General features: G+C 64.3%; 5 protein-coding genes. All 5 read right to left on the reverse strand.

Translation table 11 applies throughout. The annotated features are described in order from the left end of the window. Positions 1-14 precede the first annotated feature (14 nt). The 5 genes from M5G18_RS01595 to M5G18_RS01615 are packed head-to-tail and all read right to left on the reverse strand — an operon-like array spanning position 15 to position 23127. The gene (locus tag M5G18_RS01595; RefSeq protein WP_007958563.1) at positions 15-221 is read right to left on the reverse strand and encodes an MbtH family protein; all 207 of its coding nucleotides are present in this window, start codon (positions 219-221) and stop codon (positions 15-17) included. Beyond that, positions 214-903, reverse strand: a complete 690-nt coding sequence (locus tag M5G18_RS01600) for a hypothetical protein (protein ID WP_273900069.1) — start codon at positions 901-903, stop codon at positions 214-216. Before M5G18_RS01600 ends, M5G18_RS01595 begins: the two co-directional genes overlap by 8 nt. Continuing rightward, a complete protein-coding gene (locus M5G18_RS01605; RefSeq protein ID WP_273900068.1) occupies positions 900-10013 on the reverse strand; it encodes a hybrid non-ribosomal peptide synthetase/type I polyketide synthase in 9114 nt (3037 codons plus the stop codon). Before M5G18_RS01605 ends, M5G18_RS01600 begins: the two co-directional genes overlap by 4 nt. Continuing rightward, entirely contained in the window at positions 10010-14122 is a 4113-nt protein-coding gene (locus M5G18_RS01610; protein ID WP_273900067.1) for a non-ribosomal peptide synthetase, read from the reverse strand. Before M5G18_RS01610 ends, M5G18_RS01605 begins: the two co-directional genes overlap by 4 nt. Next, complete coding sequence (locus M5G18_RS01615) at positions 14119-23127, reverse strand: non-ribosomal peptide synthetase (protein ID WP_273900066.1); 9009 nt, start codon at positions 23125-23127, stop codon at positions 14119-14121. Before M5G18_RS01615 ends, M5G18_RS01610 begins: the two co-directional genes overlap by 4 nt. Positions 23128-23224 lie beyond the last annotated feature (97 nt).

Consider the following 23224-nt stretch of genomic DNA (forward strand, 5'->3'; position numbering starts at 1 on the left):
TTCCCTCACCTTTTTTATTGGAACGACGCTGATGACTGCTCGCGTAGCGAACGCGGGCGCATGTCGATCCAGTGTTCGTTGATGTAATCCAGACAGATTTGGCGTTCGCCACGCATCCCCGCTTCGCTCCAGCCGCTGGCCATCGGCTTGCCCGCCGGCCACAGCGAATACTGACCCTGAGCGTTGATCACCACATCGAATTGCAGTTGTGCGTCATTCATGTCGTTCTCCTGTTGAACGGGATTGCAGCGTGGCCAGGCTTCGCTCGAGCCCGGCGGCGAGATGGTTGAATACGGCATTTCGTTGTTCATCGGTCTGCGCGCAAGCCCCGACGTAAACCCGCACGGATGCCCCGCAAATCTGCGCGCAGGTGTCTGCGTCGTCATCCGCGAAGGCCCGGGCCGACACTTCGGCGTTGGCACTGGCATGAGCCTGGGCAAACGCGGTGGCAGCGGCCTCGGTATTCAGTTGCGCGTAATACTCGGCGAACGCCTCAGCATCGCCGAAGTGCTCGGCAATCATGGCGGTGTTGGCCGGTGCGAGGCCGTAAGTCATTGCACTGGAGTGGGCCTTGGCGTACGCCGCGTCATAGGCGTAGGCCTTGCGATACAGCGCCAGCAGCACCGGCTTGAGTGCGGCCCGCCATTCGCCCTGACGTCCGATCACACCGAGCGCCGCTCGCTGATGCAGGCTTTGCAACGCGAGCAACGCCTGCTGATGCTCCGGCACGGCTTCGCACAGCATCGGCATGACCACGTCGGTCTGCCAGAGATGAAACAGCTGAAACGGCACCTGCCCGTGAAATCGGCTCAAGCGCAGACGCAAAGCCTCGTCCGGTTCGGCTTCGCACAACACCTTGGTCAAGGTCAGCCACCATCGCGGCATCGAGATTGGTTCACTCATGGCGAAGGCTCATCCGTACCGATGACTTCGGCCAGCAACCGCGCCCAGCGGCCCGCCACGATGCCGTAGTGATCGGTGTCCAGGGTTTGCCAGCTGCGCAACTGTGGAAGCAAGGCCTGCCAGTTGCGTTGCAGGTCGTCCGGGTTCCAGGCGTTGCCCAGCCCATAAGGGTTGGCGTGCCCGGCGATGAACAGCCGTACCGCTGTGGTCGCCAGCGCCGGCGGCTGGAAGTCGAGCATGCTGGTCATGTTGTTGCGGCAGCACACCGTCAACCGTTGCAGATACGCCTGACGCTCTTCGGCCATGCCCTGCCCTTCGACCGTCGGCCAGCGCTGGGCAAACTCACGCTGGAACACCTGCTCGATGGTCTGCTCGTCGATGCCGGCCAGTTCCGCACCGGCATCCGGCGCGGGCGGGTCGATCAGGTACAACAACGGTTGCCTGAACCCGTCAACCTGGGCCTGATGACACAGCGCCTGCGCCACCCATGCGCCGAAGGACCAGCCTGCCAGCCGCCAAGCGCAGCCGTGCGGAAAGTGGGTTTTGATCGCCTCCAGATAACAGCGTGCACGTTCCTCCACGCTGATGTTCGGCAACTGCGGCAGACGCAGCGCCGGGTCGGCGATCACGCACACGCCCAGTTCCGCCGGCAGCGCCGACACCAGTTCCCGATAGGCCTGAACATCGCCGCCCACCGGGTGAATCAGGTACAGCCAGTCGCGGCCCGCACCGGCATGCCATTGATCGATCCGCACCGCGTCGTGCCAGCCCTGCTGTGTTACGCCGCACGCCTCTTCAACCGTAGCGGTCGAGACCAGCCCCACCACCTCGCTCAGGCTGACCTTGTGGCTGAATTGCGACAGCTGGAACACCTCACCGGTGGCCGCTTGCAGTTCGTCGATCAGGTCGAGCAGCGTCAGCGAATCCGCGCCCAAGTCGTACAGCGAATCGTCATCTTCCAGCTCGGCCACACCAAGCCACTTGCACAGGCACTCACGCAAGCGCACCGAAAGATCCACGCCCTTCGGCGCCTCGACCACTGCGGCCACGGCACCATGGCGAACCGGATAAAACCGCCGCGCCGTGTCGATGCCGGTGGTGGAAATCAGCAGCTGCGGCAACTGCGTCGCCATCGCCAGATCGAACACTCGGCAGCCCTCTTCCGCCGACAGACCAACCGTCAGATGCTCCAGATGCGCGGCGTCTCCACCGTTGCTGGTGGTGGCCATGCCGATGTCGCGCCAGATGTCCCAGTTGATCCCCAGGCGCAAGCAAGTGTCGGCGGGGTTCGGGCGATAGTGGGTGAAACCGTCGAGCACCCCGCTGGCCGCCGCGTAATCCAGATGGCCCGCGCCGCCGAACAGTGCCGACATCGACGAGCAGTACAGGACAAAACCCGGCGTCAGGTGCTCGATCAAGGCCTCGACCGCCAGCATGCCGCGAGTTTTGGCGGCCATGGCCTCGGCCATTTGCCGGGCATCGCGGTGGCGAATCAGGCTGCCCGCACCGACACCCGCCGCATGAATCACGCCGCTCAGGCGACCGTAGCGAACGGCTAGTTGATCGAGGATCTGCGGCCAGCGCGGCAGGTCGGCGATGTCTGCTTTGATGCAGTCGATCCGCGACGCGTACGCCGCCAGTGGCTCAGGCAATTGCCCTTGGCGCGAGATCAGCACTACACGGCGCGCGGGTGCCTGTAGCAGGTGTTCGCACAAGGTTCGGCCGATGCCGCCGCTGCCGCCCAGCACGAGGAACGTTCCATCTTCCGGTAAAAGAGACGTCGTTGTTGGGCCGGTCAATGGCTGAGACAGCAAGCGTGGCTGCCACAGGTAACCGTCGCGCACCGCCATTCGCCGAGGCAATGAAACCGGATCGGCAAGCAGCGCTGCCAACTCGCCGGCCTGTGTTTCGAGGCGCGACGACGGCAAATCCAGCCAATGGCAACGCACCGGGTATTCCTGCGGCACCACTTCGGTGATGCCGGCCAGCGCTGCCAGCTCGGGACGCTGAACCGCGCCGTCCACCGGGCACGCCTGCCATGACATCAACCACAGCCGCAGACGGGTCGTGCGCGGGGTTTGCCCCCAGGCCTGCATCAGCGCACTGACCGTGTCCAGACAGGCCCACTGCGCCAGATCCAGCGATTGCTCGTTGACCGCGCCCGACACCGCCAGCGGCAAGGCATGCAGCCAGTCGAGTTCGCCGAGCTCAGGTTCTGCGACCTCAGCGAGCAACCGGTTCAGGGCTTGGGTGTCCAGCGGATCAAGCTCGAAACGGTCCGGGCTCAAGCGTTTGAAGCCATTGCCGGCGCGTACCTGAATCACGCGTCGATAGACAGTGTTCAGGGTCGCCAGCAAGGTCGATTCCGGTGCCTCATGGCTGCACAGGATCAGCACCTCACGGGATCCGACCGTCGCTGTCGCACTCAAGCGCCGGGTGCGCACCCACTGTCGTTGGTGGAACCAGTCCGCCAGCGGTTGTCGCTCAAGGGCTGGCGCATCAGGTTGGGTGGCCACGGGCGTCTGGAAGCGATACGGCTGAAGATCGAACGACGACGGCGGCAAATCCCAGGGCGGCGGTGCCGAGCGCTGCGGCCACTGGATATTCACGCCCTCGTACCAGGCGTCCAGCAGCTCCTGCAGCTCCTGCAGCTCCTGCAGCGATTGATCAACGATTTTAAGTTGCGCGCCCGAAGTGGTGATTTCCTTGATCGAGGTCGGCTGCGATGGAATGTCGTCACCCGGCCGGCACACCATCGCGAAGCGCCAGCGCAATTGCCGGCGACCTGATTGCAAGTGCCGCAGCAACGCGGTGTGTTGCTCCGGATTGGTTTGCAGATATTCACGAATCGCCGCGATATCGCGCAGCAACTCCGCCCGGCTATGCGCCGAAATCAGCAGCAGCGGCAGCAATTCCTCGACCTTTTCCTGCGAGATTGGCGCGGCACCAACGATGACATGCGCATTGGTCCCACCAATCCCGAAACTGCTGACACCGGCCAGTCGCCGCCGCCCTTCCGGCCATGGCCGGGACGTGGTCGGCACGTAGAACGGCGAACGTTCCAGATCGATCTGCGGGTTGATCCGGCCAAAACCGAGGTTCGGCGGCAGCACACCATGGAACACCGCGAGACTGGCGCGAATCAGCCCGACCACCCCCGCCGCCGCGCCCAGATGACCGATCTGGCTTTTCACCGAAGCCAATGCGCACTGACCGGCCGGCGCATCGCCGAAAGCCTTGGTCAACGCCGCGACTTCGATCGGATCGCCCAGCAAGGTGCCGGTGCCGTGGGCCTCGATGTAGCCGATGTCGGCACCGGTCAACCCGGCCCGGCTCAAGGCATCGCGGATGACCGCGCTTTGCCCGGCCACCGACGGCGCGGTGTAACTCATCTTGGCCCGGCCATCGTTGTTCAACGCCGAGCCTTCGAGCAGCGCATAGATCCGGTCGCCATCGGCCCGCGCCTTGGCCAGCGGTTTGAGCACCACCACGCCGTAACCACTGGCGCCGAGGGTGCCACTGGCGTCGTCGCTGAACGGACGACACAAACCATCGGCGGAGAAGATGTGCTGCGAGCGGTGCCGGTAGCCCTCGGTCAGGGTCGGGTCGATCAACACCCCGGCCGCGAGCATCACGTCACTGTCGCCCTGGCGCAGCATCGAACTGGCCAGGTGCACGGCGATCAGCGAACTGCCGCAAGCGGCCTGCACGCTGAGGGCCGGGCCATTGAGGTCCAGGTGATACGCGGCCTTGGTCGCCAGAAAATCCTTGTCGTGGTGCAGCGCCAGCTGGAAGCCATCCGGCAGATCGTCGTCGGCGGTCTCGCGCAGCATCTGCTGGAAATACGTGGTTTCGCCGCAACTGGCGATCAGGCCGATGCGCGGGCCGTCCGCCGACGGAACGATGGCCGCGTGTTGCAGGGCCTGCACGCACGCCATCAGCAGATGCCGCTGATGCGGGTCCATCAGGCGCGCTTCCTGACGGCTGATGCCGAAGTACTCGGGATCGAAATCGAGCAGGCCCGCCAGTTGGCTGCGAGCACCGACCAGTCCTTCTTCGGCAGCAAAGTGCTCGATGCCCAACCCGTTGCCTTGCACCATCGACCAGAACTCGGACAGATTCTGCGCCCCGGCCACATTGACCGACATGCCGATGATCGCCATCGGTTGATGACCCGCATCGGTCTGCCGGACACGCTCCACTGCTGCCACCGGCGCGGTGGACAGATGCGCCGCAAGACGCCGCACCGTGACGTGCTCGAACAGATCGGCCATCGTCACCTTGTGCGGCAGCTCTTCGGCGTAACGGCCATGCAAACGCATCAGGCCGAGACTGGTGGCGCCGGCCTCGAAGAAGGTCTGCTCCGGCTCGATGTCCCGGCCGATCACTGCCTGGAACAACTCGCTCAGTTGCCGTTCCAGCGCACTCAATTGAACAACCGGTTGTGGCGTGCTACGCCGCTCCAAAGCCTCGCCCAGAGTCGGCAAGGCCTTGCGGTCGATCTTGCCGCTGGGGGTGCGTGGCCAGCGGTCGATCCGCCGGTATTCATCGATTCGCACATGGGCCGGCAGTCGCCGCGCGACCTGACGATCCAGCGCTTTCGACGTTGCAGGTTGGCCATCGAGCTGCAGCCAGGCGATCAGCCGTGGCGGGTCGGCCTGAACCGCCACCACCGCGTTGACCACTTCCGGCACCTGCATCAGCGCCACTTCGATCTGCCCCAGTTCCAGACGATGGCCGCTGAGTTTGATCTGCTGATCGTCACGTCCCAGATAATGCAGGCAGCCCTGGGCATCGGCCCACGCCAGATCGCCGGTGCGGTAGTACAAACAGCCGTCAGCCAGCTCGGCAAACCGCTCGGCATTCAGTGCAGGATCGGCCAGATAACAGCGGGCAACCATCGGCCCGGCGACCAGCAGATAGCCGCGACTGCCGTTTGGCACCGGGCGGTCGTGCTCATCCACCAGCAGCAACCGCGCATTGCCGACGGCATGGCCGATCGGCGCGCGCAATGGCCAGTCCCGCGCCACGGGCGGCAGGCGCAAGGCACTGACCACATGGGTTTCGGTCGGGCCGTAGTGGTTGAACAGCGAGGCCTGCGGCATGCCGCCGAACCAGTTGCGCAGCGCGTCGGTGCAGATCAATTGCTCGCCGGCCGTGATCACTTCACGCAACGCCGACGGGTAAATGCCACGGGTCACGGCGGTTTGCGCCAGATGCTGCAAGGCCACGTACGGCAGGAACAGGCGCTCGATCCGCGCCTCGACCATGTAATCCAGCAACGCCTCGGCATCCTGCCGCCAGCGCGGCGTGATCAGGTGATAACAACCGCCGCCGCACAGGGTGCTGAAAATCTCCTGGAACGATACATCGAACGACAGCATCGAGAACTGCAGGGTCACCGCTTTCGCCGGCAGCTGACCTTCGGTGCGCTGCCATTGCAGCAGGTTGCACAGGGTGCGTTCCGACACTTGCACACCTTTGGGCGTGCCGGTGGATCCGGAGGTAAACAGCGTGTACAGCGGCCGTTCACCGGCGTGGCGTGGGCGTTCGAATGATCCGGCATCGGCGCTCAGATCGACTCGATGCGAGGCGAATCGTCCGGCGTTCAGGTCATCCAGCGCGGCGGCCGTTGTGTCGCTGAACAGCACACAATGCGGTTGCGCCTGTTCCAGCACCTGACGCTGGATCGCCACCGGGTAAGCGGGATCCAGCGGCACGGCGGTCAGGTTGAGTTTGGCCAGCGCCAGCAAGGCGACGATGTGTTCTACCGAGGCATCGAGGAACAGCACGACATGCAGCGGCGCGTTCCCGGTCGGCAAGGGATGACGCTCGATCAGGGTGGCCGCCAGAGTATTGGCCAGCGCATTCAGTTCGCCATAGGTGAGGCGGTGCTGGCCTTGAACCAGCGCGACCGCCTCCGGCGTGCAATGCACTTGGTGCCCGAACCCATCCGACAATATGTTGAACGGCAGCGCAATCTGCGGACCTTCGCTGGCCGATGGCAGGCTGCGTCGATACGGACCGAGCAAATCATCGAGCCTGGCCGTCGGGCTTTCCAGCAACAGGTCCAGGCCTCGGCGGAACAGCGCGTTCACTGCGCGCATCTGTTCGCCATCGAAGTAGCTGCACTGATATTCCCACCAGCATTCCAGCTGCGACCCGCTCCCCACCATCAACAATGTCAGCGGGCACTTGGCGTGCAACTGCTGGTTGAATTCCAGCGTGGCGCGCAGGTTCGAGTCGGCCAATGCGGCGTAATCGGTGTTTTCCAGTACGAACATGAAATCGAACAGCGAGGGGCTCGACGACAGCCGCAGGTCTTCCACCAGATCCGCCAGCGCCACGTCCTGCAACGCCAGCACTTCGCGCACGGTGGCGGTCTGCTTGCGTAACTGCTCGTTCAGGGTCAATACCTGTTCGACGGCGGTGGGGATCAACACGGTGTTGGCAAACATGCCGACGGTGTCTTCGAACTCCGCCAGCGGCCGGTTGGACACCGGGCTGGCGATCCGTGGCCGCTCGCAGCCGGTCAAGGCGTACAGGCTCCAGGCGAAGACACTGAACAGCACTTCGAAACGGGTCAGCCGTTGTTGGGCGCAAAAGCGTTCAAGAGCGGCGCTGCGCAGGGTGCCCAAGGGTTCCCGGTGCAACCGGGCGTCCGGGTTGATTTCGCGCATTGGCATCAATGCGGGCGACGGTTCTTCCTGACGGCGATGCAGCTCGGCGAGTGTGCGGCGCTGATCGCGATAATGCGGATCGACGCTCCACTGGCGCTGCCACTGGCCAAACTCCAGCGTCGTCAGTCGGGCGGCCGGTTGCGGGCTTTCGCGGCCTTGCAGGACATCGGCGTAAAGCTGCGTCAGGTCGTCGAACAGCAGGTTCACCGACCAACCATCGACGATGATGTGATGCAGGTTCAGCAACAGCCGGCAGCTGCCATCGGCGAACGGCAACAGCCAAGCCTGAAACAGGTTCGGGGTGGTCAGGTCGAACGGCGCGGTGAAGATCAGCTCGGCGAAGGCCTGCCAGTTGTCCTCGGTGAAATGCCCGACCGCGAAGGTGCGACAGGTCGCCCCCTGCTCGGCGATTACCTGATCGAGTCCATCGCTACCGGGTGCAAAAGCCGTGCGCAACCCCGGATGACGCTGCACGAGACGACCCACGGCCTCAGTCAGTGCCGCGACATCAACGCCCGCCGCCAGGTGCAGAATCAGCGGCACGCTATAGGCAGTCGAAGTCGGCGAACGTTGCTGCAGCAACCACAACCGACGCTGTTCGGCGGTGGCCGGCAGGCGTTTGGCGCTGCTGACCGCAGGCGCAGGTGGGTAGATCGAATCGCAGTTCCGCTCACCGGTCAATTGTTCGGCCAATGACGAGAAAGGCTCGTTAAGCAACGTGTCGAGAACGATCTCGCGCTGCCAACGAACACGAATTGCCGAACGCAGGCGCATGGCCTTGAGCGAATCGCCGCCGCTGCCCAGCCAGTCGTCCTGCGCACTCAGGGCCGGTTGGCCGAGCAGCGAGCGGGCCTGACTCAACAACCAGTCCAGCGCCGGCGTAACGCTTTCGTTATCCGTAGCCGCCAGGACTGGATGCCACGGACTCAACCCTTGGGCCAGTAAGCCGTCGCGGTCGATCTTGCCATTGGCCGTCAGCGGCAAGCGCTCCAGCAGGAATAACTGATGCGGCCGCATATACGGCGCCAGTTGCGCCCGCAGATGGTTTTCGAAAGCGTGATAGTCCAGATCCCCGCGAGGCACGATGAACGCCAGCAGCTGATGATCCTCCGCCGCCTCACGCCGGGTGCAGACGTACACCTGCGCCACGCCCGGATACTCCAGCATCCGCTGTTCAACCTCCCCCGGCTCGATCCGGAAGCCGCGAATCTTCACCTGCCGGTCGACCCGCCCCAGGTACTCGATCAAGTCTTCTGCATTACGCCGGACCAGATCACCGGTGCGGTAATGCACCTGCGCACCACCGTCGAGATCGGGCAAACGAACAAACTGGCGGGCGGTTTCTTCAGGCCGGTTGCGATAGCCACGGGCGACACCTCTGCCACTCAAATACAGCTCGCCCACCTCGCCCGCCGGCACCGGCCGTTGCTGCTCATCCAGCACCAACACGCCAGTGTCCGGCAACGGTCGACCAATCGGCGCCAAGTCACCGGCAAAGTCACGACTGATCGGCCAACACAAGGCAAACGTGGTGCACTCGGTCGGGCCGTAAACATTGAAAATCCGGCAGCGGCTCTCAGGATTGTCCCGATACCATCCGCGCACGGCGGCAGCGCTGATCTGCTCACCGCCGATCAGCACCTGACGCACGCTGGAAAAACACGACGGCCACTCGGCAATCAACGTATTGAACAGCGACACCGTCATGAACAGATTGTCGACCTGCGTTCGCTCCAGCACTTCGGCCAGACGTCGCGCATCCAGCACGTCCTCATCGGCGATCATCACGCAGCAACCGCCATTGAGCAGCGGCGCCCACAGTTCAAAACTGCAGGCGTCGAACGCCGGGTTGGACAGACAGGCGAAGCGGTCTGTCGGGCGAACTTCGATATAGCCGTCGCTGTGCGCCAGACGCAGCAAGCCGCGTTCGCCCACCTCGACCGCTTTCGGCGTGCCGGTGGTGCCCGAGGTGTAGAACAGGAACATCACCTCGGCGAAGTCTTCGGCCAGTGTTTGCGGCGGAGCGTCCGGCTGATCGAGCAAGGCCTCGACGCTGGTTTGCCACAGTGAAGGCGACCACAACGGCTCTTCGTCCTGGGTAATCAGGCCGACACACGCCGCATCCGCCAACATCAACTCCCGGCGTTTGAACGGGCTGGCCCGATCCAGCGGGACCACCACCGCGCCAACCTTCAACGCGCCGAGAATCGCCGCCAGCCATTGCCAGGAACGCGGCATGCACAAGGCCAGCGACTGGCCGGGCTCGACGCCGCGCGCCAGCAACCCTCGGGCGATGCGTTCGCTGGCGCTGGCCAGTTCGGCGTAAGTCAGCGTAAGCGACTGATCGATCACCGCCGGCGCTTGCGGATTACGCCGCACTTGCTCGGCAAAACGCGCGAGCAACGGCGTGTCTTTGGACGCACTCATCATTTCGCCTCCTGCGCGTCGAAGCGTTGCAGCTCCCGACGGATGATTTGCCAGACCCGATGGATTTCCGCGCTTTCGAGCATGTCCCAGTGCCCGCCGCTGACCAGTTTCGCCAGATAGCCGTGGCCTGCGCGGCGTCGCCAGAAGCCGCGCAGTTCATGCAACTGATGGCGGCTGAAATCTTCCCGCGCCTGGATCAGCACTACGCGGCCGGCGCGCGGCGCGCACTCATAGGCGGCCATGGCCAAACGGTTGTGGTTGTAGATGTTGAAGTAGCGTTCGACCTGGGCGTCTTCGATGCCGGGGTACATGCCGTTGAAACGCACCAGCTTGTCGCGGAACTCGGCCATGTCCACCGTGCCGATCTGCTCGCGGAAACCCGGAGCGTCGCTGCCCTGGGTGTCGAGCAGCACCACCGTCACCTGACGATGCCCCACCGCCGTCAACCGCCGCGCCATTTCATAGGCCACCAGACCACCGAACGACAGCCCGGTGAGGATCAGCGGTTGCTGCGTCAGCGGTTCGATCTGGCGCAAGTAAGCCTCGGCCATCGCTTCGACCGTCGGCTCGGTGCTCTCCCCCGGATTGAGTCCCGGCGATTGCACCCCGTACACGCCGGTTTCATCCGGCAGCACTTTGGCCAGCGACAGGTAACAGAACGCCGTGCCGCCCGCCGGGTGAATGCACACCACGTTGTGCTGGCCGCTGCCGCGACGGAATTCGATCAGGTTGCTCTGTGCCAGCGCCGGATTGGCCCCGACCCGCAGCCAGCCGCCCAGTGCTTCGATGGTCGGGTAGCTGAGCACCACGCGCACCGGCACTTCGACGGCAAACTGCTGGCTGATCTCATGGGCCATCTTGATCGCGGCGATCGAGGTGCCGCCGACATTGAAGAAGTTGTCACGAATGCCGATCTGCGGCGCCAGCAACAGGCTTTTCCAGATCTGGTACAACGCCAGTTCGATGTGGTCGCGCGGGCTGCTCAGGTTGACCTGACGGTTGACCATTTCTTCGTCCGCCAACGCTGTCAGCGCCGCACGGTCGACTTTGCCATTGGCAGTCAGCGGCAGCGCGTCGAGCCACAGATAGCTGCCGGGGATTACGGCTCTGGGCAGGGTCGTCGCCAGATGAGCGTGCACCGCTGCTTCGTCCACGGGCTCGGCCACCACACAACAGGCCACCAGTCGCTGGTCCTGCGCCGCTTCGCCGACCATCAGCACCACGGCGCTGCGGATGCCGGGAAACGCTTCGAGCCGGGCTTCTATCTCGCCCAGTTCCAAACGCACACCACGCAACTTGACCTGAAAATCGTTGCGCCCGAGAAATTCCAGCTGACCGTCCGCGCGATAACGCGCCAGATCGCCGCTGCGATAGAGCCGATCACCTGCCAAAAACGGGTTGTCGATAAAGCGCTCGGCACTGAGCTGCGCCAGCCCCAGATAACCCCGGGCCACGCCGACGCCGCCAATGTGCAGATGCCCGGTCACGCCAACCGGCACCGGCTCGTCGCGGTCATCGAGTACGTAAAAGCGGTTGCTGGAAATCGGCCGACCGATCGGCAGTTGCCGGGCCGGCGCCTCGGCGCCGGGCTCCAGGGTCCAGATGCTGTTGATCACCGTGGTCTCGGTCGGGCCGTAAACGTTGTGCAGCCGCACATGGGGCAAGCGTTCCTGAAAACGCCGGGCCAGGGCTGGCGGCAGTTCACCGCCGCCACTGAACACATCGGTCAGCGACGTACACTGGCTGACCTCGTCAACCTCCAGAAACAGCTGCAACATCGCCGGCACGAACACCAGCGCCGTGACCTGTTGCTCGCGCACCTCGCGGGCCAGATACGCCGGTTCGTAATGCCCGCCGGGCCGTGCGATCACCAGCCGACCGCCGGTTGCCAGCGGCCAGAAGGTCTCCCACGCCGAAGCATCGAAACCGAACGGGATCTTGTGCAGCATCGCGCCCGCCTCGCCGCAGACCTGCAAACACCACAGCAGCAAATTGCTCAAGCCACGGTGGGCGACCATCGCGCCCTTGGGCAAGCCGGTGGTGCCGGAGGTGTAGATCACGTAGGCGAGATGGTCAGGGGTGACGCCGACATTGCGTGGGTCGAGATTGTCCGCCGGCAGCGACGCCCAGCTCGCGGCATCTTGTTCGAGGTCGAGGATTGGCGCTTCCCAGTTCGAGCCTTGCACGGCCTGACGCAAGATTCCGTGCGCCGAACCGAGAGTCAGCAGCACCGCCGGCGTGCTGTCGCCGAGCATATGGCTCAGGCGTCCCAACGGATAATCCGGATCCAGCGGCACGTAGGCGCCACCGGCCTTGAGCACCGCCAGCAGCGCCACCGGCAATTCCAGCGAGCGCTCGATGCACACCGCGACGCGCACCTCCGGGCCGACGCCCAACGTGCGCAGATGCCGCGCCAGTCGGTTGGCGCGGGCATTGAGTTCGGTGTAGCTCAGGGATTCGCCCTCGAAGACCACTGCGCAGGCCTGAGGGTTGCTCGCGGCCTGCGCTTCGACCAGTTGATGCACGCAGGGCGCCGCTTGCGTCAGTGGCGCGGCGCGGTTGAAGTCCACAAGCACTTGCTGACGCTCAGCCTCGTTCATCAACGGCAAGGCATTGATCGGTTGCTTGGCGTCGGCGGCAATCTGTTCGAGCAAATGACGGTAGTGCCCGCTCAGGCGTTCGATGGTCGCGACGTCGTAAAGGTCGGTGTTGTATTCCACCAGCAAGTCCAGCCGCCCTGCCCGCTCGACCCATTCGAACGCCAGATCGAACTTGGCCGTGGCGCTGCTGGTGCCGTACGGCGCCAGCTCCAGCCCAGGCATCTGCACGGTGTTGCCCGGCGTGTTCTGCAACACCAGCATCACCTGGAACAACGGCGAATGACCGGGATCGCGCTGCGGGTTGACGGCCTCCACTACGCGGTCGAACGGCACGTCCTGATGGGCGTGGACGTCGAGCATCTGGCCACGCACCTCACGCAACAGCTCGGCGAAAGTCTGCTGCGGATTCAGGCGCTGACGCAGCACCAGTGTGTTGACGAAATGGCCAATCAGCGGCTCGACTTCCGGGCGATTGCGATTGGCGAACGGCGTGCCGATGCACAAGTCCTGCTGACCGCTGTGGCGCCACAGCAGCACCGCCAATGCGCCCAGCAGCACGTTGAACAGCGTGCCCTGGGTCTGCCGGGCCAGGGCCGTGAGTTCGCGCAAGGTACCGCCATCGACGGAGGAACTGAAAGTGGCGCCGACATAACGCTGCACCAACGGTCGCGACCGGTCGGCGGGCAAGGTCGACAACAGCGGCGCGTCGTCCAGGGTGCGACGCCAGTATTCGAGCTGTGCGTCCAGCACCGCACCGCCGACGCGCTGTTGCTGCCAGCAGGCGTAGTCGGCGTATTGCACCGGCAGCGGCGCAAGCGTCGGGGTTTCGCCACACAGATAATCGCCGTACAGCGTGGCGACTTCATGCAGGATCACGCCCATCGACCAGCCGTCGGCGATGATGTGGTGCACGCTGTACAGCCACAGGAATTCGTCGTCCGCCACGCGCAGTAAGGACGCCCGCAGCAACGGCCCGTTGGCCAGATCGAACGGCGCCCGGGCATCCTGCTCGACGGCGAATCGCACTTGCTGCTCACGCTCGTCGGCAGGCAACTGGCGCAGATCCGTCAACAACAACGACAGCGGCATCGACGGGTGCACCACCTGACGCGGTTCACCGTCCACGCTGCAAAACGTTGTGCGCAGGACTTCATGGCGGGCCACCAGTTGGTTCAGCGCCCGTTCCAGCTGCGCGACGTTCAACTGCCCTTTGAGCGTCACCGCCGTGGGCACGTTGTAGAACGGGTTGCCGGGTTCCAGTTGATCGAGAAACCACAGTTGCCGCTGCGAGAACGACAACGGCCAGGACGCGTGCTCGCCGGATCGGCGGGGAATCGCCGCGTCATCGTGCCCGCCGAGCAAGGCGATCAGTTCCTGTTTGTGACGCTTGAGCGCCTGGGTCAGGTCTTCGGTGAGAAACCCGCGCGGCGCCTTGCAGCGCAGCCTGTCACCGTCCACTTCGAGCACCACGCCATGGCGAGCGAACAACGCCAGCAATTGATCGGCATTCATACTTCGAACTCCTCCATGTCTTCGTCGTCCAGGCTTGCGGTCACAGGCTCGATGGCAAACGCCTCGACCGGCGCGCGGTGTTGTTCATCGGCCGTGCGCAGCCCGCCGATCATCGAGTAGATCAATTCATGGCTTGGCCCCAGATCGAACAGCGTTGTCAGTTGCTGTTCCTCGACCGAACCGATGCCGCACAAGCCCAGGCCATGCTCGACGGCGGTCATGCTCAGCAACTGGGCCATGGCGCCGCTTTCGATATGGCAGAAGTCGCGGCTGCGCTCGCCATACAACGGGCGGATCGCGGCCATGTCGGCGATGAAGAACAGCGAGAACGCGGCGTTCTCGTACACCGGACGGTTGACGAAATAGTCGTAGGTGTCCGGGTCGAGCAATCCGCTCTGGAGCGCCAGCAAACGATGCTGGCGAGGATCGTAGTAATACGCGCCACCGGGCACGCCGAGCACGCGATCCGCTTTGACGTAGAGGTACGCCTGAATCGGGTACAGACCGCCCGCCGACGGGAACTGGTATTTCACTTCGCCGTCGAGTTGCCCCTGGGCCAGCGCCGCCAGTACATGGGCGAAGGCCTGGGTGGTGATCGGTTGCAGATCGTATTGACGCACCGAGCGGTAATCGCTCAAGCGTCGGACGAAGGCCGGGGCTTGCGGCAGCTCCAGTGCCACTGCCGGCAAGGCTTGAGCGAAGTCGCGGCGCCCACGCTGTTCGGCTTTGAACTGCGCCCGCTGCTGGGGATCCTCGATGATGTCCTGCACCGGTTCCGGTGCGTGCTGCACGTTGCCGAGCAGATCCTGACGCGCTCGATTCTGGCGGTACATGCCGAGCAGATGAAGCAACGTTGGCTGGGCCAGCAGTTGCGCCACATGGGGGCGGAACTGCAAGGCGCTGGACAAGGCATTGCTGATCCGGACGATATCGATCGACGTTGCACCGAGGTTCAGCAGATTGGCATTGGCGGCAATGGATTCGCGCTTGAGCACGTCCTGCACGATTTCCACCAGCCGCTGTTCTTGCGGGCCCTCGACTTCCAACAACGGCCCCTGTTCCTCGATTTGCTCAGGCTCCGGCAGGCGTTTCTTGTCGACCTTGCCGTTGGACGACAACGGCCACGCGTCAACGAAGGTGAACGACGCAGGAATCATGTAGGCCGGCAGTTTGTCGCTCAGGTACGCGCTGAAATCGCTGGCCTGCAACGCCGGATCGGCCTTGAGCACGTAGCCCGCCAGACGTTTCTCGCCCAGCGTGCGGCCGAGAATCCGCACCACCGCGCTCTGCACGCCGGGATGGCGATTGAGTGCGGCTTCGATCTCGCCCAGCTCGATACGATAGCCCTGCACCTTGACCTGATTGTCTTCGCGACCGAGGAATTCGATGTTGCCGTCCGGCAGCAAACGCCCGAGGTCGCCAGTGCGGTACAGCCGTTCGCCGGTCAGCGGATGATTGAAGAAACTGCCCGCGCTGAGTTTTTCATCGCGCCAGTAACCTTTGGCCAGACCGATGCCGCCGATGTACAGCTGCCCCGCGACCCAGGTCGGTCGCACTTGCAGCGCTTCATCCAGCACGTAGAAACGCTGATGATCGAGGGCCTTGCCGTAGGGAATGCTGCGCCAGGCCGGGTCGACGTGCGTCACCGGATAAGAGATCGACCAGATCGACGCCTCGGTGGCGCCGCCCAGGCTGATCAGTTGCAACTTCGGCTGCAAGGCCCAGGCCCGCTCGGGCAGGGTCAACGGAATCCAGTCGCCGGACAGCATCGCCACCCGCAGGCTGGCCGGCAACGCGCCACCCTCGCCCTCCACGTACTCGACCAGCATACCGAGCAGCGCCGGCACCGAGTTCCACAGGCTGACCTGATGACGTTCGATCAACGCCAGCCAGTGCGCCGGATCGAGAGTCAGTTGCGGGTCGAGGATGACCACCGCCGCGCCCACCGCCAACGTGCCGAAGAAGTCGTAGACCGACAGATCGAAGCTCAGCGAGGAGATCGCCAATACGCGGTCGTTCGGGCCGACGGCAAAGCGGCGGTTGATGTCGAGCAGTGTATTGACCGCGCCGCGATGGTCGATCACCACGCCTTTCGGCTGACCGGTGGAGCCAGAGGTGTAGATCACGTAAGCGAGGTCGCTTTCGTTCACCTGCACCGGTTGCAGTGGCAAGACATCGTTTGAGACTTCATCGGTCACGGCAATGGCCGTGACCTGCGCCGGCCATTCGATCTTGTCGAGCAGCGCCGGTTGGGTCAGGGCCAGACTCGCCTCCGCCCGCTCCAGAATATGCCGCAGCCGTTCCGCCGGCTGAGTCGGTTCGATCGGCAGGTAAGCACCGCCGGCATACAGAATCGCCAGCGTTGCGACCACTTGCTCCCAACCGCGCTCCATCACCACTGCGACCAACCGGTTCGGCAGCACACCCTGCGCTCGCAGCCGGGCGCCGAGTTGTCGGGCCTCAAAGCGAAGCTGGGCGTATGTCAGCTGTCGCGCGCCGATTACCGCCAGTGCATCCGGTGTGGCGAGGGCCTGACGCTCGAACAGTTCGTGCATCAACGGCAGCGTTTGCTGAATGTCGACCGGCGCCGGCAACCGCGCCTGTGGCAGAAGTTGTGGCGTGTTCGCGCCCCAGGCTGCCGGCTCGCACAGGCTGTCGAGCAGGGTGTTATAGGCGACGAACATCTGCTCGATCATGCCTTGCGGGAACAGTTCGTCGATGCTGTCCCAGTTGAACAGCAGGCGTCCTTCCAGCTCCAGCAACGTGTGGTCGAGCCATACCTGCGGCGTCTGGGTGATGCTGTGCATGTGCCTGGCGTTCAATGCGTCGGCCAGGTTGAATTCGGCCAGCTCCGGCGCCGCTTCCGACAGTGTGCTGTTGAACACGATCGGCATCGCCGTCTGTTGCACGCCCCGGGCCTGGGACAATTCGCGCAGCACCCGCACGCCGCTGACCACCGAATGGTCGATGTCGCGCCACAGTTGCGCCTGCACGGCGCGGGCCTTGTCGGTAAAGGTTTGTGTTCCGTCGATGCCGACTTCCAGCAGCACCAGCGAGGTGAAGTCGCCGATGATTTCGTCGACATCGGTGTGCAACGGCATACGGTTGAACAGCGGCAGGCTCAGGGTGAAACGCGGCGTGCGGCTCCACAGCGCCAGCACTTCGCTGAACGCGGTCAGGAGCATCACCGATGGCGTCACTGCAAACTGTTTGGCGACGGATTTGAGCTGCGTCCACTGCGCGGCCGACATGTCGCGGTCGCGGCGGGTGAAGTGCGGGTTGGCGATGCTTTCGGGTTGGCGCACCAATGGCAGGTCTGGCGCCGGGGCCAACGTAGTCACTCGTTCGCGCCAGTAACCCAGCGCCTGCTCGTAGCGCCGGCCGTTGCGCAGTTGCTGTTCGGCCAGCACGTAGTCGCGGAAGGTCAGGCCCGGTTCGGTCAGATCCAGCGTCGGATCGACGTAGAACGCCATGAGTTCGCGAGCGAGAATCTGCGTGCTCGCGGCGTCGACGATCAGCGCGTCGAGGCTGATGTGCAGATGGGTGATGCCGTCATCGAGCAGCGACAGGCTGAACTCGAACAGCGGCCAGCGACTGGCGTCCAGCACCTGATGGGACTGGCGTTCGCGGGTCGCTTCCAGCGTGCGTTGCGCCACTTCAGCGAGTAAACCGCGCAGATCGCTGCGCGGCATGCGATAGGTCGGCACCTGCGCCAGCACTTGCTGGGTGCCGTCGCTGAGGAACACCACGCGCAGCATGTCGTGGCGCAGGATCATGCGGTTCAGCGCCTGCTCGAAACGCTCGGCGTCTAATTCGGGAATACGCAGTTCTTCGTAGCCGTGGGCGCTGACGCCACCGAGGCTGACCGTGGCCTCGCGACCGAACCAGTAGGCCTGCTGGATATCGGTCAGAGGGAACGGTTCATGTCGATTACCGCGATCCGGCTCGATCTGGATAAACGCAGGTTCGATACCTTGATCATCAGACGAGACCTGCGCCGCCAGATCCAGCAACACCGGCGTCTGGAACAGGCTGCTCAGTGACAGTTGCGCGCCCATCCGCTGGTTGATCGCGTAGATCATCCGCGTCGCCAGCAGCGAGTGGCCGCCGAGGTCGAAGAAGTTGTCGTGGATGCCGACCCGCTCGCACTTGAGTACTTCGGCCCAGATCTCGGCCATTTGCCGTTCAACGTCGTTGCGCGGCGCCTCGTAAGTTGCCCCGGCGCTGCGTTCCGGTGCCGGCAGCGCCTGGCGGTCGAGCTTGCCGTTGCGGGTCAGCGGCAATTGCGAGAGCCGGACCCAGGCACTCGGGATCATGTGTTCGGGCAACTGGCGTTGCAGTTCGGCGCGCAAGAATTCGCTGGTCGCGGAACCGACCACGTAGGCCACCAGACGCTTGTCCCCGGCCACGTCTTCACGCAGCAACACGGCGGCCTCCTGCACGCCGGGTTGTTGATGCAACAGGCTGTCGATCTCGCCGAGTTCGATGCGGAAGCCACGCAGTTTCACCTGTTGGTCGATGCGTCCCAGGTATTGCACGTTGCCGTCGGCCTGGAACTTCGCGAGGTCGCCGCTGCGGTACATCCGCGCGCCCGGTTCGGCACTGAACGGATCCGGCAGGAAGCGTTCGGCGGTCAGGTCCGGGCGGTTCAGATAGCCACGGGCCAGGCAGGCGCCAGCGATGTACAACTCGCCCGCCACACCGACCGGGACCGGATTCAGATGCTCGTCCAGCACGTACAGTCGCGCGTTGGCGATGGGACGGCCAATGGGCGGCGCGTCCGGCCAGGATTCGGCCTCGTTGCAGTCGAGGCTGAACTGGCTGACCACATGGGTTTCGGTCGGCCCGTACTGGTTATGCAACTGCGCGCCCCCGAGCCCACGGACAAAACCACGCAGCTCGTCGTTGATTTGCAGAGCTTCCCCGGCAGTGATGATTTCGCACCCACCGACCGGCATCGGCGCATCGGGCTCGGTCAGGCCGGCGAGTTGCTGCAACACGGCGAACGGCAGAAACGAACGCTGCACGCCTTCGGCCACCAGGGTCGGGCGCAGCGCAGCAAGGTCCTTGCGGCTGTCCTCGGTCATCAGCAACAGGCTGCCGCCCTGGCAGAGCGTGCTGCAGATTTCCTGGAACGAGACGTCGAAGTTCAGCGAGGCGAATTGCAGCACGCGTTGTGGTGCAGTGGCTTGATCGAGCTGCCAGGCGATCAGGTTGTCCAGCGCGCGACGGCTGTGGGCCACGCCTTTGGGGCGCCCGGTTGAACCGGAGGTGTAGAGCACGTAGCCGAGGTCTTCCGGGCTCACATTGACTTGCGGATCATCAGTCGGGTGTTGCTCCCATTGCGATACGTCGGTGTCCAGGCAGCAGATTTTCGCCTCGTTGGCCGGCAGCCCGGCCATCAGGCTCGATTGCGTCAACAGCATGGTCGGCGCGGCATCGCTGAACATGAACGCCAGACGTTCGCTCGGGTAAGCCGGGTCGAACGGCACGTACGCCGCGCCGGCCTTGAGGATCGCCAGCAGGCCGATGACCATTTGCGGCGAGCGTTCCAGGCACAGGCCGACGCGATGCTCAGGGCCGACGCCTTGTTCGATCAGGTAATGCGCGATTCGGTTGGCGGCACGATTCAGCTCGCCGTAACTCAGCTGCTCACGGTCGGCGAGCAGCGCGACGGCGTCGGGCGTTTGCCGGGCAAGGGTTTCAAAACGCGCCACGCATCCGGGCAACGACGCGGTATCCCGGGCGGTGCGGTTCCAGTCATGAACGATCTGCTGGTGTTGCTCGGCGCTCAGCAGCTTGATCTTCGCCAGCGACTGTTGGCTGTCCTCGACCATCTGCGTCAGCACCCGGCGCAGGTACTCGCCGAACTGCTCGACGGTGCTGCGCTCGAACAGGCCCGAGGCGTATTCCAGACCACCGACGATCTGCCCGTCGCGCTCACTGAGCGCCAGTTGCAGATCGAACTTGGCCACGTGATGACTGCTCTCGACCGGCGTAACGTCGAGCCCGGTCAGCAGCAAGTCGGAATCCTGATCCTGCTCCCAGGCAAACAGCACCTGGAACAACGGACCGTGGGCGAGACTGCGCGGCGGGTTGAGCAATTCCACCACTTGCTCGAACGGCAGGTCCTGATGCTCTTGAGCGTCCAGTGCCACCCGCCGCGCCTGCTGCAGCCATTGCGCTACCGACGGCGTACCCGACTGAGTCATGCGCAACGCGAGGGTGTTGACGAAGAATCCGATCAGCCCTTCCAGTTCCTGCTGCGGACGGTTGGCCGATGGCACGCCGATCACCACATCGCCCTGCCCCGACAGACGCGACAGCAGAAGCGAAAAACCGGCCAGCAGATTCATGAACAGCGTGGTGCCTTGCTGCATGCCCAGGGCTTTCAGGCCTGCGGTCAGGGTGGCGTCAAAGACCAGCGGGACAAAACCGCCGAGGTAATCCTGCACAGGCGGACGCTTGTGATCGGTCGGCAACTCCAGCAGCACCGGCGCGCCGGTGAGGGTTTCGCGCCAGTAACGACTTTGCTGTTCCAGCACGTCGCCGGACAGCCACTGCTTTTGCCATACGGCGTAATCCACGTACTGCACGGGCAAGGGTGGCAGTGGATCGTCGCGATCCAGCAACGCCGCTGCGTACAGCTGACCCAGCTCGCGGGTGAGCACGCCCATCGACCAGCCATCGGAGATGATGTGATGCTGGGTCAGCAGCAACACATGGTCATCCGCCGCCAGCCGCAGCAGGCTGACCCGCATCAGCGGGCCACGGCTCAGGTCGAACGGTCGGGCGCCCTCCTCGTCGATCAAGCAGGTCAGGCGTTCTTGTGCATCGTGCCCCTGCACGTCAGTCACCGTCAGCCGGATGCTGTGCGCAGGCGGCGAAACCAGTTGTCGCCCTTCCCCTTCAACGGCGATGAACGTGGTTCGCAGTGCAGCATGGCGCGCCACCAGTTGATTGAAGCTGCGCTCGAGTGCCGGCTCGTCCAGCGAACCGCGCAAACGCAGGTTCAGCGGCATGTGATACGCCGCGTTGCCACCCTCCATTTGCGCCAGAAACCACAGGCGCTGCTGGGCAGACGACAACGTTTGCGCGCCCGTGCCTTCAAGGGCCGTAATGGCCGGGCGAGCCGCAGCCTGACTGGCTTGCAGCCGTTCGGCGAACTGCGCCAGAACCGGTGCGGCAAACAGCGTCGAAGGCGCGACTTCCAGCCCCAGCGTATGGCGAACCTGCGCCAGCACGCGCATCACCAGCAGCGAGTGACCACCGAGGGCGAAGAACTGATCCTGGCGCCCGATACGCTCGACGCCGAGCACGTCGGCCCAGATCGCGGCGAGCGCGGTTTCCAAAGAACCGTGAGGCGTTTGGTATTCCTGCTGATCGAACGTCTCGACGTCCGGCGCCGGCAGACCGGGACGATCGACCTTGCCGTTGGCGGTCAGCGGCAGTGCATCGAGACGCACGAATGCGGTCGGCACCATGTAGTCCGGCAGGCTGATTTGCAGCTGTTCGCGCAGTGAGCGCGGGCTCAAAGTGGTGTCTGGTTTTTCGCAGTAGTAGGCGACCAGACGCGGCTCACCGGGACTGTCCTGACGCAGCAGCACCACGCTTTCCCGCACGCCCGGGATATCCGCCAGCCGGGTTTCGATTTCCCCCAGCTCCAGACGCAGGCCGCGCAACTTGGCCTGGGAGTCGTTGCGGCCGAGGAATTCCAGTTGGCCGTCGGCCCGGTAACGCGCCAGATCCCCGGTGCGGTAAAGGCGTTCGCCCGCCACGAACGGGCTGTCGATGAAACGCTCGCTGGTGAGTTGTGGCAGGTTCAGATAACCGCGCGCCACGCCGACGCCACCGATGTACAACTCTCCCGCAACACCCTCGGCAACCGGTTTGCGGTCAGCATCGAGCAGGTAAATCCGGGTATTGGGCAGTGCCCGGCCGATGGGCAGCACCGCGTCGATCTGGCTGCTGTCGGTGAACTCGAAACAGGTGCTGTCGATGCTCGCTTCGGTCACGCCATAGGCCTGGACGATCTGCACGCGATCACCGCACAGCCTGCGCAATTGCCGTGCGCTGTGGGCGGTCCAGATGTCCGAGCCGCAGACCACCGTGCGCAGGAACGACAAGTCATGGCCGGTCTCTTCGACCCACGCCAGCAAAGGATTGAGCAGCGCAGGCACGAAGTCGGCAAAGCCAATCTGCGCCTCGCGCATCAGGCGATACAGGGCCGGCGGGTCTATCAGGGTGTCCCGTGGGCAGAGCACCAGCGTGCCGCCAAAACCCAGCGAGCGGATCAGGTCGGCGCTGAACACGTCGAAGGAAAAACCGGCCATCTGCAGATGATTGATCGGCTCGCCCAGAGCATAGAGCTGCGCCCAGTCGGCGCTCACGGCGACCAGTCCGCGATGCTCGACCATCACGCCTTTCGGGGTGCCGGTGGAGCCGGAGGTGTAGATCACGTAAGCCAGGTGCCGGGGTGTCAGGCCGATTGCGTGAGAATCGGGATTGTCCGCCGAGAGCGAAGTCCAGTCATGAGCGTCGGCCAGATCCAATATCGCAGGTGCAGTCGCCGACTGTTCGAGCGCCGCCCGCAAAACATCACGCGCCTGGCCGTGAGTCAGCACCACCGGCGGTGCGCTGTCGGCCAGCATGTGCGCCAGCCGCGCCTGCGGATAGGTCGGGTCCAGCGGCACATAGGCGCCGCCGGCCTTGAGCACCGCGAGTACGCCGACCAACATCTCCAGCGAACGCTCCAGACACAGCCCGACCCGCACGTCCGGCCCGACCCCGAGGCTGCGCAGGTGACGGGCCAAGCGATTGGCGCGGGTGTTCAGTTCACGATAACTGAGCGCCTCCTGCTGCCAGCGCGCGGCGATCGCGTCGGGGGCGCGCAGCACCTGCGCTTCAAACAGACCGTGCACGCACAGGTCCGCATCGAACGGTTTCAAGGAGCAAACGTCGGGCTGCGCGGGATTCGTCCCACGCAAGGAAGTGTTGTCGAGCATCGGAGGCTACCGTCCATGACTACATTATTTTTGTGATCAGGCAGGGACAGCACGCGCCCTGCCAGTCAGGCCCCGGCATCAGGTGCCGGTACGGTCA

The organism is Pseudomonas aphyarum (assembly GCF_028657055.1).
In the GTDB taxonomy this organism is placed as follows: Bacteria; Pseudomonadota; Gammaproteobacteria; order Pseudomonadales; family Pseudomonadaceae; genus Aquipseudomonas; species Aquipseudomonas aphyarum.